Below are 14,531 nucleotides of genomic sequence, written 5' to 3' on the forward strand. Positions count from 1 at the left end.
CATCATTTAGCGTTTTGCATTGTTCTGCTTGCAAATGAATCAACATTCATTGATGATAAGTAGTAATGAATGTTATACCGTAAGTTATTAGCGTATATCTCTATTTCAGAAGTGGGTAAGCGAAAAATACAGTATAGAGGGAGAGTAGGTTGCATTGCAGAGTGTAAAAGTGGAGAGATTATTAATAAACTATAAAACTTTGGAAGAATTTAAACGCTTTAAAGAGTATGGTAATCAGGAGCTATCCATGCTGGAAGATTTACAAAACAATATGGTGGAAAATGATAGCGATTCACCTTTTTATGGTATCTATTACGGCGATACGTTAATTGCACGAATGAGTCTTTATAAGGCAAGCAAAAAATATGACTTTTATTTCGATCCACCCCAGAACTATCTAGTCTTATGGAAGTTGGAAGTACTACCAGCTTTTCGAAATAACGGTTATGGGAAAATACTTGTCGATTATGCTAAAAAATATCAACTTCCCATTAAAACTAACCCGCTCATAAATTCTCACGACTTCTGGGAAAAAATGGGCTTTCAAAAAGCTACCTATGACATGGAACGAGACTTTGGTGAAAATCCATTGATCTGGCTTCCAGAAGGAGTACAAGAAAACAATTAACTAAGTAAAGCACAAGCGGCCGGCTTAGAAATGTAGCGACTGCGCCAGACGGGAGCTGGTGGTTCGATGTTGGGTCTGTAGCTTCACTATCACTATACCTAAAGATTTGCCACACAGAGTGGGGGGTAATCGAACATTCCCATTAATCTGAGATAAAGAAATCATGCTCCTTCAAAAGGGGATACATGAGTTGGTGCGGGAGTGGTCTTCCTTTACCTATCGAATTGATGATGACCTAAGCGCTTAGGCAACTAAGCCTCTCTAAGGTCAATCGGCAAGACTTCTTTATTTTAAGTTGCTTCGGGAAGTCGCCTAGTTTCTGGGCTAGCAGGCTTAGAACGCCACGTCCTGGGACTGCGCGTAAATGCTCGCCCCACCGAAAAGATTTGCACTAGAACATCCTGTACGTCGAAGCTAGACAGCTATGCACAAAATTATACTTTCTGACTTGTACAAAGCGCAGACTCTTCTGCGCTTTTTTACATTTTTTAAAAGAATATTAACTGCTCACTCTTCATTTTTCGATTGAACCCATTCCCATAAGTTAGTCATTTCCTTCCACGCTTCATGGTAACGTGTCAATTGTTTCGTTAATCGTTCATTCTCCTGTTTTAATAATGTAACCGTGTCTTCCCTAGAGTGAAGCAACGACTTGTTTTCTAATGTATAATTACCTTTCATTTTCTCCAGTAATGAAATGGCGGAATCTATCGTATGCGTTTCTTCATCTATGTTTCCGTCACGACTTGCATTCAATCCTTTCTTTTTTCCGTGTTTTCGCTCCTCTTTCGCATTCAAAATAGCATCTTCATACTGTTTGCGAATCGCTGCGTTCCATCTGAATCCACAGGCAGCCGGAGTACGTGATAACCGCCCAGCTACTTCTTTAAATGCCTCAAGCTGTGTTTTCCCTTCCCGTATATAGCGCAATGCGATTTCAGCCAGAACTAAATCTTCTTCTTTTGTCCACGCATCCTGTCTCGTCGAATTCATAACACCCCTCCTAATATATTTGCTATAAATGTATGCAAAAAATAGGAAAGATAGAATAACAGATTTCTTGATTATCTTTTCGTTCAGCTGAACTGTGGGGTTTTTCGCGCGAAAAGAAATCGTTTACGATTTGCTCATGTTCCTAATTATTGGATATATTAGCACAATTCCGTACCTCTTCCGTCATATTTACTTAGATCCTTATTTCATGTGCAAAAATAAAACAGATCACACATCGTGATCTGTTGCTTCCAGCCAGCTAGGCTTTCATCTATTGATTTTCAACTACTTCTTTTCCATCATAATGGCCACAAGCTTTACACACATGGTGTGACTTCGTGAACTCTCCACAATTGGAGCATTCAATCATTCCAGGTACTTGTAACTTTTTATGTGTACGACGTTGTCTCGTAACTTTTTTGGAAGTTCTACTTTTAGGTACTGCCATGTATAACACCTCCTTAAAATGCAATCAGTCAAAAAGTTAAGTTTTGTCCTTATCCTTATCGATCAACAAGCTTAATTTCTCCAAGCGCGGATCAATCGCATCTATATTTTCATCTTTTGTTTCTTCCATTTCTTCATCAGAAACAATCGCCCAACCTTTTCCTTTTGAGGCGGCTTGTTCATGGTCTCTCTTATCATGTGAAAAGACTCGATATGGAATCTCCAATAAAATATTTTCCTTTATTAGAGGCATTAAGTCAAGTACTTCTCCATCAATCGGATGAATTTCATTTTCCGCATCTTCTTCGTCATAATGATCAGCGGTTGTAAATATTTCCGTTGCATGAATTTCAAAGGAAAAAGGTACGTCTGCCAACGTTCGAGCACATGGTAAAATCATGTGGCCACTGATCGTAAGGGAAAATATAATTTGATCGCCTTCCATAAAACAATTCCCATCTACTTGCACAGGATCTATCTTGCGAATATCATTGTTCAGCTTTTCTAAATCGGAAACATGTACAATTTTACTGAAATAAAAAGGCTCATGAACGGTTTTTTTCTTAATTTGACTTACTGTTAACTTCAACAAAATCACCTCAAGGCAACATGAGTATTTTAAAAGGAAAATGAACTTTTGTCAACAAATACTGTAATTAATAACAAGCTCTTTGTTTGTAAGGTTCCCTGTAGATAACAGTCTACTCATCCAAAGTCTCCAAAATCAGTTGTTTGTTCACTCCATTATTTGTTACAATGACTATATTATAACAGAGGAGAGGTTTTATTGAAATCGTGCGGATTAATCGTGGAATATAATCCATTTCATAATGGGCATGACTACCATGTACAAATGGCAAAAAAGCACACAAATGCTGAATGTGCCATAGCGGTAATGAGCGGATCTTTTTTGCAAAGAGGAGAGCCCGCGATTGTTGATAAATTTCACCGCACGAAAGCGGCATTAGCTTCCGGTATTGATGTTGTAATCGAGTTACCTTATGCATATGCTGTACAAAGTAGTGAACTGTTTGCCAAAGGGGCTGTGCAAACGTTATATCAAATAGGGGTCGACAGCATTTGCTTCGGCAGCGAACAAGGGAACATTCACTATTTTCAATCTGCTTACAAGCATTTTAAAAACAATCAAGTCAATTTCAAACAGGAGCAACACCATTACCTGAACAAAGGATACGCCTTTCCGGAAGCGAGCAGGAAAGGGTATGATAAAATTGGGCTAACCGATGCAAAGCTGGATTTAACGAAACCGAACAATATCCTCGGTTTCAGTTATGTAAAAGAAGTTATGGATCATGTTTTACCCATTCACTTGCTCACCATCAAGCGAACTAAAAGTGACTACCATGACGATACGATTAATAGCTCAATTGCCAGTGCAACAAGTATTCGCCGCAACCTCTTCAAACAAAACAGCATGACCTCACATGTAAAGCAATCCTTACCGGAAGTATCCGTACAGCAACTTGAAAATTATAAATCCTTCACAACGATGTGGCATTCCTGGGAAGCATATTTTCCATTACTTCATTACCGAGTCATGACAATGCCGACGGAGGAAATGAAGCAAATACATGGAATGAATGAAGGGTTGGAGCATCGAATAAAACGTACCGCCAAACAAGCATCATCTTTCCGGGAGTGGATGAATCTAGTTAAAACAAAGCGGTACACGTGGACGAGATTACAACGAATTTTTGTACATTTATTAACGAACACGAAACAAACAGATATCGAGCAAATACACCAAAACGCCTCTGTGTCATATGTGCGTTTACTCGGTATTACAAAGACAGGGCAAGCTTATTTAAACAAAAGAAAAAAAGAAATGGATGTTCCTATTACTTCCGGATTAAAAAGAGAATTAAACCCACTCCTTTCCGCAGAAGAACGAGCAAGTCTCGCATATTACAGTATTTTGCCCCCTTTAGCTAGGAAACAATTATTTAAACAGGAATTCATGCCACCAATTAGGCAACAGTAAATTCAGGAGGTATCACTATGTCATTTTGGGCTGAACGAAAAGGCTTCGACCAACAAAAGTATCAAGAGGAGCTCGATAAAATAACGATTGAAAAAATTGAAAAAGGGATGGAAGCGGATGGTTTTTCGGAAAATGTAAAAAAAGAATTACTTTCTTTATTCGAAGAACGAATCCGTCAGCAAGGATTAGGCGAATTCAAAATGTACATTTATAATCTGCACTTTATGGTTCCTCAGGAGATTGAAGACGAAAAAACCGCTACAAAATTATATGAAAACAACGAAGCTTGGTTTGAAAAAGAAATCAGTAATTTGGAGAATGAACTGCAACTATCATATGAAAAACAATCAGAAGACCTTGAACCTATGAATGTAAAAGCAAGAAAGGCACAATTGGTCATCAGACATCGATTCAGTTCTATTATTCTTGATATTTTAAGTAATCCGGTTTAATAATTTGCGCATTCTTGCGAATGCGCTTTTTCATTATGGATCTTGTATTTTTTTACTGTACAACATACGCTTGTTACTAGTTGATATAGTTCCTTGTCCAGCACAAAAACGAGCAAGCATAGTTGACTGCTTACCCGCTTCGTATTAGTTTCCTATTTAAGTTCTTCTAAAAACTGTACTGCTTCTTCAAAAGTATCAACCGGAACAATCTTCATATCCGTACCAATTTCTTCTGCTGTTTTTTTGGCTGTCATGTAATTGGAATCTTTATTCCCTTGCTCATTCGGAGCAAAAAAGATAGCGCAACCTTCCCTGTCCGCAGCAATAACTTTCTTATCGATGCCACCAATTCGCCCAACATTACCGTTGTAATCAACTTTTCCAGTACCCGCTATTTCCAAACCATTTGTTAAGTCTTTTTCTGTTAACTGATCATAGATTTCCAATGAGAACATAAGACCGGCACTAGGCCCACCGATATTGCCACTTTCAAAGTCAATTTTTTTATCCACTTCTACATTGCGATCGGTAACGAGTTGAATACCTACACCAACTTTTTCTTTATCCTCATCAAATGCTTCCAAGCCAATTTCCACTTTCATCTGTTCTTCATCTCTGTTTATTTCCAGTTCAACTATATCTCCGGCTTTTTTTTGGCCAACATAATCAATCAAATCATCCGCTTCGGAAACTTTGTGACCGTCTACTGACGTAATATGATCCCCCATTTGCAATTTACCTTCAGCCGGCATTCCATCAATAACATCAACGACGAAAATTCCATTATATTCAATTGAAATTTTCTCACCTGCTGCTTCATATGCAACAACAATAGAAGCCTCCTGGGAAGACTCCATCATTTGTAATTGAGCTCGCATATACTCTTCATCCGAAATCCCTTCCGGCCGAGCATCTTTTAACGGGACCAAGTCCTGATGAGGCAGTATTTTTGCAAGCATATAATGAATTGGTGTCGCCTGGTTACTGCTCACGGTCACAAGATGCATGTCCCCTTTACTTGTATACCCATCGTTTACAACAACCATTTCATTCAGTGCATCTGCATGACCGGGTTTATATATATAGTATGGCAATTGGTAAGTAGCGAGAACAAAAATAACGACACTGACGAAAAGTAAAAAAAATAGATGTTTTCCGGAAAACTTCATGGCGACATCCTCCTTATTCCTTTCAATTCTAAGCATTATAATCGATATGAAAAGTGTATGGCATAAAAGCAAGATGTATGTGCGTATATTTATAAAGAAGGCTTGACTCAAACTATAAATGAACCAATGCTTATAACCGACATGCCGAACTTGCTATAACATTTCTAAAACTGCATGGATTTTTAACTAATTCAGGGCTATGTATAAGTTAGCAACTGCTCTAGGAGGATGACGATTGAAACAAATCATACAAACATTGCTATTGGCAAGCATGACTATCTTTTTTGCCCTATGTTTAATTCTATTTCCCGAACAAGCTTTAAAAGCAAGTGTCCGCGGATTGGAAATATGGTGGGAAATTGTTTTTCCCTCTTTGCTGCCTTTCTTCATCACTGCTGAATTATTAATTGCTTTTGGCATTGTTTCATTTTTGGGTGTACTGTTTGAACCGATCATGCGCCCAGTATTTAATGTCCCCGGTGTTGGCAGTTTCGCCTGGATTATGGGAATGGCTAGCGGTTATCCCTCCGGAGCAAAGATGTCTGTTCAACTACGGGAAAGAGAACAGCTTACACAAGCCGAAGCAGAACGTCTCGTTTCCTTCACAAATGCTTCCAGTCCCTTATTTATTTTCGGGGCTGTTGCAGTTGGATTTTTTAATGATGCGAAATTAGGTATACTAATCGCTTTAAGTCATTACATCGGAAACGCCTTTGTTGGTGTATGCATGCGTTTTTACGCTCGTGACATGAAGCAGTCCAAACCAGATGACACGCAGAAGCAATCCATGCTTATTCGAGCCTTTAAAAAAATGCATACATCAAGAATGAATGATCTAAGACCATTTGGAGAAATCCTTGGGGATGCCGTCGTAAACTCTGTAAAAACACTAGTAATGATTGGTGGCTTTATTATGCTTTTTTCTGTTTTTACAACCTTACTGTATCTTGTAGGCATTACTCCGTTTATCGCATTATTTATGCAAAATATTCTTTCCTTATTATTTATGCCTGTAGAGCTTGCCCTCCCTCTCTTGTCAGGTTTATTTGAAGTAACAATGGGGGCACAACTCATTTCCGAAAGCACAGTAGATTCCTTGCTTGCTCAAATGATCGTTGTAAGTTTTATTTTAGGGTTTAATGGTTTTTCCATACAAGCACAAGTCGCAAGTATTATTGCAAAAACAGATATACGCTTTGCACCTTATTTCTTTGCTCGTATATTGCATGGTTTGTTTGCAAGCTTGTTGACGATTTTATTATTCAATCCCCTCTATGTAAACAAACAATCATTTTTACACACTATTGTTCCCGCTTCAGGGAGACCTGGACAAAGTTTTTCCGAATCGATGCTACATACTTTCCAACAAATAGGCCCATTGTTGACAATCACTTGCTTAGCAGTAGCGCTAATCCTTATGTATCGAAACGTGCAAAGATCGGATAGATGAAAATGAAGAAACCCTAGTAAAAACAACAACTAAACTAATTATACAATGGCAATTTAGAAAAGTTCAGTTAGCTAAACTTTTCCATTAAGGCTTTTTCAACATCAGGCGGTACCAAATCCGAAATATCTCCTTTATATTTGGCTACTTCCTTTACAATGCTGGAGCTTAAAAAGGAATATTGGTTATTTGTCATCATAAAAAAGGTTTCAATTTTAGGGTCGAGCTTTCTATTCATGGACGTAATCTGCATCTCATATTCAAAATCACTAATAGCCCGTAAGCCACGTAAAATTACACTCGCATTTCTGTGGCGAGCATAGTCAATTAATAGTCCTTCCGATACGTCTACAATTACATTCGGTAAATCTTTTGTTGCTTCTTCCAATAAAGCAATTCTTTCGTTGACGGAAAACAAAGGAGTTTTTGATTGATTATTAAATAATGCAACAACAACTTCATCAAAAATTCCAGAACCACGCCTAATAATATCCAAATGCCCGTTTGTTACCGGATCAAAACTTCCAGGGCAAATCGCTAATTTTTTCATTGAAAAACACCTCTTACTCTTTTTTATAGATTGTGATGCCTATCGTATTGCTATATGTAGATTGCTTTATGACCGTAAAACTTTCACCGAGTGTATCCAATTGTTCTCTTGCTGTGTGTTCACAATAAATAACCCCATCTTTTGCTACAAGATTAAGTTTTTCTATTTTATTCAATAGATGATTGTAATTGAACTTTCCATACGGTGGATCAATTAGAATTAGATCAAATGTAATATGACGTTTTGCAACTGCTTGTAGAGCCCGATACGCATCTGTACAATATACTTCTGTTTGTTGTTCTATTTCCAAATCTTTTCTATTTTTATTAATAGTATGGATGGCTTTGGGGTTTTTATCAATAAAGATTGCTTTATCCATTCCTCTGCTGATTGATTCAATTCCTAACGAACCACTCCCAGCAAACAAATCGAGGCACTCTCCCCCTTCAAAGAAAGGACCAATAATTTGGAATACAGCTTCTTTTACTTTATCGGATGTTGGCCTTGTCTGTTTACCAGGAACTGGTTTAACTTGACGACCTTTCAAATTACCCGCAATGATGCGCAATTGTTTCACCTCTAATTTGAAAATAACAAAAACTAATAGATTACATGTATATTATTTTTTCCTTTGTACATAATATCATAATGTAACAGCGATTACATAATCGAACTGTTACGGTGACAGAGGAAGTATTTTTGCTTCCCCATAAATTCTTCCCTCTGTCACGTATTGATAAAGCAGAAAACAAAAATTGCATAACAGGAAAAATACATCCAATTCAGAGGAAAAGCCATGCACGATATGTAAATATCATGCATGGCTTTAAATTCCCATTTTGTAGTCATATTGCTTCGCTTTATCTGGTATTGCATTTTCAAAGTTTGTTTCAACAAATGGTTTATAGGAACGATCTACCTTGGAAACAAAAGGCAATTTCAGCAGATTGTTCTCTATTACTTCCAGCTGGTCTTGATTAACATAAATCAACGCATATTTCATTTTCTTTGATACGTATATGAGATGGCCATGACGCCTGATCTGTTTAATATTTTTCCTATGTTGAAACCACACAATCATTCCTTGCCGTTTTACTCTCATTCCATATCCTCACTTACATATAAATTTTTAATCAGTATAACAAAGTAAAATTAACTGATCAAATTTTTTATGAAGCTTGACAGCCGCAGCTCCCGCCACTTCCGCAACCTCCACTGGAACATCCACTGTCTGTAAGTAACGCGCCGTCCTTTGGAACCATTATTTGTTCGCTTGCGCTCTTAGCAACAAGATCGCTTATATCATCAAGCAATTTTTGTAAATTACGTTCAGCAATTTTAAACGCTGCAACTTTATCATGCATATCCATCTTTCGCTTGACAGTACGGACATTTTTCATAATTTCATTATAATCAGGGTGATACCGACCGAATCGCTGTACATCCTCGTAGTGGGATTTTATATCTACAAAAGCATTTATGAGTTCTTGCGCTTGTTTATCTTGAAGTAATTCAGTGCGAGCGTCGTTATAAGCTTCCATTACATCAGAACCCAGAATCATACGGCTTACTTTCTCTGAATGATCCAGGACATCTACGTATTCCATCGTAGCTATCATAAAAACTAACACCTCCGACTTCATCATATCATTTTATTTGCTAGTTGGAAATGATAGTTATTTAATCTTTCATCGCCTCGGCAAAAGAAATAAGCATATGTGCCATTTGCAGTTGTTCATTCATTTGTCCAAGTCTCTGGGAAAATGTTTTTCCATAAAAAAGCTTTGCTTCTTTTTCTAATTGATAAATTCGGGTCGGATCTCTCGTAATATACCGATACCATATTGGTTGATAGCGAACGAATTGGAGTAAATGGGGGTTCTCCTTTAAATAGGTGTAGCTGTTTAAATCCATTTTACTCTCTCCTTCTAATCCATAAACCGGCGGAAACGATCATTTTGATAATTCGTTTTCGACTGTTTTGTATCTTGAAATTGTCCTAACACTTCCTGTACGGTATCAATCGTCTTATTTAATTGCTGTACTTGATCCTGTACTTTATTGAAATCAATCTTTTCTGTATATTTCATAAGCTGGCTGAACAGTTCCATTTGTTTTTTTTTCGTGCTACTATTTTCTTCTGACGAGTCGGCTGTATTATCATACTTATCCCAATAAGGGTCGTCATCACCAAGTAATGCCCACTTCTCGTAAATTTCCTGCCAAGAGCCGCCGCTTTTTCGCACTTCTTCAATTAATTTCGGCTTTCTATTAATAAACGTTTTAAACGCACGAACAGTAGGATCTAATTTATCTTCCATTCAAATCACTCCGTATTTCTTAATCGAGAAAAGCCTATATTATAATATGCACGCCAAAAGTGGGTGTGCGTTATACACAGATTTCTCCGACAAAGTAGTGAAAAATAAAACGAACAATAATAAAGAAGAACGATCACTAGATACAACGAGCGAATCTTTTTATACGTAGTTGTTTTAAACTGCGACGTAATATAAATGACCGCTACGAAAAAACACTGCGCTTTCCGTGGGCGGCTGATGTCCTCAGGCTACGCCTTGCGGTGTTTCATCTAGGCCTCTCCTCCCACAGGAGTCTCCGTGTTTTTTCTCCGCTGTGCTGTGCTTATTTACTTCTTATCATTGGAGTTGTTAATACGATAGTTGATTGGAGTGGAGGACAGTTGACTCCTGCGGGAAAAGCAACATCTGAAGACCCCGCAGGAAGTGGTTTTCTTCCGAGGAGGCTGAAGAGTTGCCCGCGGAAAGCAACTGTACGTAACGTAAATCAACGAAGCACTTATGTCGCGGTTTATGCGTAATCAGCACCAAAGCTTTCGAAAACGACAAAAAAGAAATCCAAACAAATTAAACCAAAAAGGTTTCAATCGCTCGGATTACGGTAGATTTATATTTGTTGCTCGTCTTTCACTTTTTTTATTATGGTTTGGCTAAAAAGTTCTGTGTATAATATTGACGATACACCCCTATGCCCAAGTGAGTGTAGGTTTCTTTCAACAGAGCTTCCCGGTGTCCTTTACTATTCAACCAGCCTTCCATTGCAGCTGGTGCATCCGAATATTGTGCAGCAATATTTTCTCCCGCTTCAATGTAATATACTTCTTGCGCTTCTAATCGATCTCTCAACCCATTACCATTTTGGCTATAATGAGAAAAGTAATTGTTTTCAGCCATGTCCTTACTATGTAGAAACGCAACATCACTCGCCTGTTCATCTATACGGAGTGGAGATTGCTGATGCCGTTGTCTGATTACATTTGTTAAATCAAGTATTTGTTTTTCCATTCCATTTTGAACTTTTTCCCATTCCTCACTTGATAATACAGGATGATCCTCCAGTTCACCGCGGTATTCCATTTCATAAAATCGATGCTGAAGCAATGTCTCTCCATCCAATAATCGAACCGATGAAAGTTCATCTGAAAAAGTATCAAAATAAAATTGAACGTATAAATCATCCTCTAATTGAATTAGAGGTTGTAATTTCATATCGTCCGCATTTAAACGAAACGTATAAAACGAGATTCCTTCACGATAGGAAATTTCATTCGAAAAAGTAAACATCTCTTCTATTTCATTATAAGTTTGGCCAATTTCAAGCGGTGCAATCGACAAACCGTTCCCTGTAGCAAAAACAGTTACAATCCGATTATCTTTTACACCAAATTGAATATATTCATCTTCCTGATCCGTATACACCCACCACTTATAGCCGTAAGCACTTTTGTCTTTACGGTCAGGCTTGTCAAATGCTTCTGTCAGCTCACTTGATGATTTACCAACCCACGTGAACAAATCCCCCTCCATTAACCCTTTCGTTTGCTTAGGAGACGGAACCTGTTTTGTTTTTGTTTGCTGCTTATCCAGTGTGGACTGCAGGTGTTCAGCTGAATGTTTAGAGTCATTAGAAAAGTAATCCTGTTGAATTATAAAATAACCGCCGAATAAAAGTAGTGCTACTAGAACGATAAGTTGAATCATCCGCATATAAATTACTCCTTTGCATTCTATATATTTCCATTATATGTACAAGCCAAACGTTACATACTTACTTTTCGCAAAGTGATAACAATCCCTATAATTGATCAAGATTTCTACTCTTATCAATTGCAAACTGGACTAAATTCTAATATGATAGCCTTAGTGAGAATAAAGTTGAGGTGGTTAATATGAAATTAGAAAACATAGGATTGGAAGATACTGTAATAGATATCGTGCCACTAAACCATATTATGGGTAAACATGCTTTTATACTCGGTGAATCGTGGGATTATGAAAGAGTAACTTATGATTATAGAATAGGTTCTCAAGAAAAAAATGTTACATATTACATCCGTATACAAGGTGAAGCAATTGAAGGGGATATTGATAAAAAAGATGCTGTCGTTAAACTAAAGACACCTCTTTTGGGTAAACATTATTATCCTCATGGCGTTGAGTATGGTGAAGATGAAAATTTCCCCGAAAACCTCGTAGAACGCGCAAATAACCTTGTTAAAAAAGTAAAAGAAGAATTGGATAGCCACAAAAAATAGTTACGATACTTCAAAATATGCCAATAACTCTATTACCATAGAGTTATTGGTTTTTTTCAACAGATAAGAATGTATATAATTTTGTGCATAGCTGTCTAGCTTAAGCGCCCAGAAACTAGGCGACTTCCTGCAACGCCTTGCGATAAAGAAGACTTGCCGATTGGCTTAGACAGAGGCTTAGTCGCCCTTATGCCCTTGGGTGAAAGTCATCATCGATTCGGTAAGACAAAGGAGGGCCAACTAAATACGGCCTTTGCGGCCAACGTTGGCATACCCCTTTTGCAGGGGCATGATTCCTTTATCTTAGTTGCTTCAGTCCAGTCGCTACGTTTCTAGGCAGGGCGCTTGCGCTTTTCTTTAACATAAAGGGGTTCTGCGTCTGTTCAAATAATCAAATACGTGCTATATTTTTTATAGGTATTGTTCATAAGGTTAGGGTAAAGGCTCTTTAATCTTCTTTGGTAATTTGCTTCGATTGTTCCTCACCTATAGTAGAACATAAATACCAAGTACGGTGAGCGGAATTCTGATTTTTAACCCCTCTTGAGTACGTATAGGCAATAACCGAGTAAATGAAAGGAGATAATATATACTTTGATTCGAAAACTGACAAAACGCCATTGGACATTTATTTTTTTGATTATTGTACTTGTTTTATTTTTTTATTTTATTTTACCTGTCTCCATCCCCTTAATAACTGCATTTATAACCGCTATTATTCTTAATCCAATAGTCCGTCTGATACAGAGAAGGACGAAGTTTAACAGAAAGATATCCGTTATCATTGTATTTTTATTATTCAGTATAATCGTTGGTTTTACAGGCACAGTAGTTGTAACAAAAGCAATTGCCCAAGTAGTTAATTTCGTAGAAGATGTCCCGTCCCACGTTAATGAAATTAATTTAATTTATACAAAATGGGAAGAAGATTTCCAACAATATACACAAACATTACCACCCGAATTTTTCGAGCAGGTTTCCAACAGTTTGGAAGAAAATATAGACGCACTTGCCACAACGATTAAAAAGGTCATCACGCTTGATAATATTGCACAAATATTTGCTAAAATACCTCAATACTTACTTAGTTTTCTTGTTTACTTAATTGCTTTATTTCTGTTTATGCTTGAACTGCCGATTGTTAAATCTAAAGCATATCATTTATTTACGGAAGAAACGGCCAAAAAAGTATCTTTTATGAATGCACGTCTATCCAGTGTACTACTTGGATTTTTAAAAGCTCAATTTTTAGTAAGTATCATTATTTTCATTGTTTCTTTAATAGGCTTGCTATTTATAGCTCCGGAAATCGCCATTGTCATGGCCATAATTATTTGGTTGGTTGATTTAATCCCAATCATAGGTTCCATTATCATACTGGCTCCATGGGCAGCATTTATGTTTTTATCCGGGAATTCTGCAATGGCTATTCAATTATCCATTCTTGCTATCCTGCTCTTGGCTATCCGACGAATTATCGAACCAAAATTAATGGGACAACATATCGGGCTTTCACCGCTGGCCACGTTAATTGCCATGTTTCTTGGTCTCAAATTAATTGGTATTACCGGGTTTGTTCTAGGTCCATTGCTTGTAATTGCTTTTACTTCGGCAAAAGAAGCTGGGATTATTAAATGGGGCATGAAAATCTAAGCAGATATCCTAGATTTGCGAGTTGCATTGGATAATAATAAATTCATACCTGTATTAACAAAAAAACGAGGCAATAAGCATTTACGCTTTTTCCCTCGTTTTTTTGAATTAATAACCTAATAACCAAGTATTGCTCTAATCAAGCTTGTAGTTTCTCCGCCCCTGAAAACAACATATAGCAGAAAATATACAATTACACCTGTTATGGCACCACCAAACCAGATGACACTTGTTATTGGTCCAATTTTTTCGTGCTTCGTAATATTCCTTTTCCATGCCAACACAAGTGTAGTAACACCAAATACTAACCCAACAGTCGCAAGAATAATATGAAAAAGCAAAAAGACCGTATAATAAACCTTTATGTCTTCAGGTCCGCCGAAACTCGTACTACCGACTACAACTGTTTTCGTAATATACGTGACAAAAAATAAGAGTGCGCTATATGCAGCAAACGTCATTGCTTTTTTATGTGCCGTTTTTTTTCCTTTAATAATTAACCGCCAGCCAATTGCAACAAAAGTAGCGCTTATAATAATGAAAATGGTACTAACCGTTGGTAAAAATGGCATTATTTAATTATTTCCTTTCAAAGAATCTAATATACTTACATTTTA

Annotated in this window: 18 protein-coding genes; 6 read left to right on the forward strand and 12 right to left on the reverse strand. The window is 37.3% G+C overall.

Annotated elements, in window-relative coordinates; all coding sequences use genetic code 11:
• Positions 1 to 154: 154 nt before the first annotated feature.
• The gene (locus ACLIBG_RS02005; protein ID WP_439311033.1) at positions 155 to 628 is read left to right on the forward strand and encodes an N-acetyltransferase; all 474 of its coding nucleotides are present in this window, start codon (positions 155 to 157) and stop codon (positions 626 to 628) included.
• A gap of 507 nt (positions 629 to 1,135) precedes the next feature.
• Here ACLIBG_RS02005 and ACLIBG_RS02010 read toward each other — a convergent pair.
• The 3 genes from ACLIBG_RS02010 to ACLIBG_RS02020 form a co-directional block, all read right to left on the reverse strand.
• Positions 1,136 to 1,621 (reverse strand): RsfA family transcriptional regulator, encoded by a 486-nt coding sequence (locus tag ACLIBG_RS02010; protein ID WP_439311034.1) that lies wholly within the window; start codon positions 1,619 to 1,621, stop codon positions 1,136 to 1,138.
• A 271-nt stretch (positions 1,622 to 1,892) separates the two neighbouring features.
• Positions 1,893 to 2,069 carry a 50S ribosomal protein L32 gene (gene rpmF / locus ACLIBG_RS02015; protein ID WP_439311035.1) on the reverse strand — a complete coding sequence of 59 codons (177 nt, stop codon included), beginning with the start codon at positions 2,067 to 2,069 and terminating at the stop codon, positions 1,893 to 1,895.
• A 36-nt stretch (positions 2,070 to 2,105) separates the two neighbouring features.
• Positions 2,106 to 2,657, reverse strand: coding sequence for a YceD family protein (locus tag ACLIBG_RS02020; RefSeq protein ID WP_439311036.1), 552 nt, complete (start codon positions 2,655 to 2,657; stop codon positions 2,106 to 2,108).
• Positions 2,658 to 2,855: 198 nt separating this feature from the next.
• Here ACLIBG_RS02020 and ACLIBG_RS02025 point away from each other — a divergent pair, with 198 nt between their 5' ends.
• Positions 2,856 to 4,070, forward strand: a complete 1,215-nt coding sequence (locus ACLIBG_RS02025) for a nucleotidyltransferase (RefSeq protein ID WP_439311037.1) — start codon at positions 2,856 to 2,858, stop codon at positions 4,068 to 4,070.
• Between the two features lie 17 nt (positions 4,071 to 4,087).
• Positions 4,088 to 4,522, forward strand: a complete 435-nt coding sequence (locus ACLIBG_RS02030; RefSeq protein WP_439311038.1) for a hypothetical protein — start codon at positions 4,088 to 4,090, stop codon at positions 4,520 to 4,522.
• Between the two features lie 152 nt (positions 4,523 to 4,674).
• On the opposite strand, the gene ACLIBG_RS02035 is transcribed toward ACLIBG_RS02030, so the two are convergent.
• Positions 4,675 to 5,691 carry a SepM family pheromone-processing serine protease gene (locus ACLIBG_RS02035; protein ID WP_439311039.1) on the reverse strand — a complete coding sequence of 339 codons (1,017 nt, stop codon included), beginning with the start codon at positions 5,689 to 5,691 and terminating at the stop codon, positions 4,675 to 4,677.
• A gap of 235 nt (positions 5,692 to 5,926) precedes the next feature.
• On the opposite strand from ACLIBG_RS02035, the gene ylbJ reads away from it, so the two are divergent.
• Entirely contained in the window at positions 5,927 to 7,141 is a 1,215-nt protein-coding gene (gene ylbJ, locus ACLIBG_RS02040) for a sporulation integral membrane protein YlbJ (protein ID WP_439311040.1), read from the forward strand.
• A 67-nt stretch (positions 7,142 to 7,208) separates the two neighbouring features.
• Here ylbJ and coaD read toward each other — a convergent pair whose 3' ends face one another.
• The 7 genes from coaD to ACLIBG_RS02075 all read right to left on the reverse strand — a co-directional run bounded on the left by coaD (position 7,209) and on the right by ACLIBG_RS02075 (position 11,713).
• Positions 7,209 to 7,688: a pantetheine-phosphate adenylyltransferase gene (gene coaD, locus ACLIBG_RS02045; protein ID WP_439311041.1), complete on the reverse strand. Its 480-nt coding sequence runs from the start codon at positions 7,686 to 7,688 to the stop codon at positions 7,209 to 7,211.
• 13 nt (positions 7,689 to 7,701) lie between these two features.
• Positions 7,702 to 8,265 carry a 16S rRNA (guanine(966)-N(2))-methyltransferase RsmD gene (rsmD, locus tag ACLIBG_RS02050; protein ID WP_439311042.1) on the reverse strand — a complete coding sequence of 188 codons (564 nt, stop codon included), beginning with the start codon at positions 8,263 to 8,265 and terminating at the stop codon, positions 7,702 to 7,704.
• Positions 8,266 to 8,514: 249 nt separating this feature from the next.
• Positions 8,515 to 8,790: a YlbG family protein gene (locus tag ACLIBG_RS02055; RefSeq protein ID WP_439311043.1), complete on the reverse strand. Its 276-nt coding sequence runs from the start codon at positions 8,788 to 8,790 to the stop codon at positions 8,515 to 8,517.
• A 67-nt stretch (positions 8,791 to 8,857) separates the two neighbouring features.
• Positions 8,858 to 9,307 carry a YlbF family regulator gene (locus tag ACLIBG_RS02060; RefSeq protein ID WP_439311044.1) on the reverse strand — a complete coding sequence of 150 codons (450 nt, stop codon included), beginning with the start codon at positions 9,305 to 9,307 and terminating at the stop codon, positions 8,858 to 8,860.
• Between the two features lie 61 nt (positions 9,308 to 9,368).
• Positions 9,369 to 9,602 (reverse strand): YlbE-like family protein, encoded by a 234-nt coding sequence (locus ACLIBG_RS02065; protein ID WP_439311045.1) that lies wholly within the window; start codon positions 9,600 to 9,602, stop codon positions 9,369 to 9,371.
• A 14-nt stretch (positions 9,603 to 9,616) separates the two neighbouring features.
• Positions 9,617 to 10,009 (reverse strand): spore coat protein YlbD, encoded by a 393-nt coding sequence (ylbD, locus tag ACLIBG_RS02070; RefSeq protein WP_439311046.1) that lies wholly within the window; start codon positions 10,007 to 10,009, stop codon positions 9,617 to 9,619.
• 636 nt (positions 10,010 to 10,645) lie between these two features.
• Positions 10,646 to 11,713 carry a CAP domain-containing protein gene (locus ACLIBG_RS02075; protein ID WP_439311047.1) on the reverse strand — a complete coding sequence of 356 codons (1,068 nt, stop codon included), beginning with the start codon at positions 11,711 to 11,713 and terminating at the stop codon, positions 10,646 to 10,648.
• Positions 11,714 to 11,895: 182 nt separating this feature from the next.
• On the opposite strand from ACLIBG_RS02075, the gene ACLIBG_RS02080 reads away from it, so the two are divergent.
• The gene (locus ACLIBG_RS02080; RefSeq protein ID WP_439311048.1) at positions 11,896 to 12,261 is read left to right on the forward strand and encodes a YugN family protein; all 366 of its coding nucleotides are present in this window, start codon (positions 11,896 to 11,898) and stop codon (positions 12,259 to 12,261) included.
• 594 nt (positions 12,262 to 12,855) lie between these two features.
• Positions 12,856 to 13,914, forward strand: coding sequence for a sporulation integral membrane protein YtvI (gene ytvI / locus ACLIBG_RS02085; protein ID WP_439311049.1), 1,059 nt, complete (start codon positions 12,856 to 12,858; stop codon positions 13,912 to 13,914).
• Positions 13,915 to 14,030: 116 nt separating this feature from the next.
• Here ytvI and ACLIBG_RS02090 read toward each other — a convergent pair whose 3' ends face one another.
• Positions 14,031 to 14,486, reverse strand: a complete 456-nt coding sequence (locus ACLIBG_RS02090; protein WP_439311050.1) for a DUF420 domain-containing protein — start codon at positions 14,484 to 14,486, stop codon at positions 14,031 to 14,033.
• Between the last annotated feature and the right edge of the window lie 45 nt (positions 14,487 to 14,531).

The organism is Virgibacillus sp. W0181, assembly GCF_051846915.1.
In the GTDB taxonomy this organism is placed as follows: Bacteria; Bacillota; Bacilli; order Bacillales; family Amphibacillaceae; genus JBPYCR01.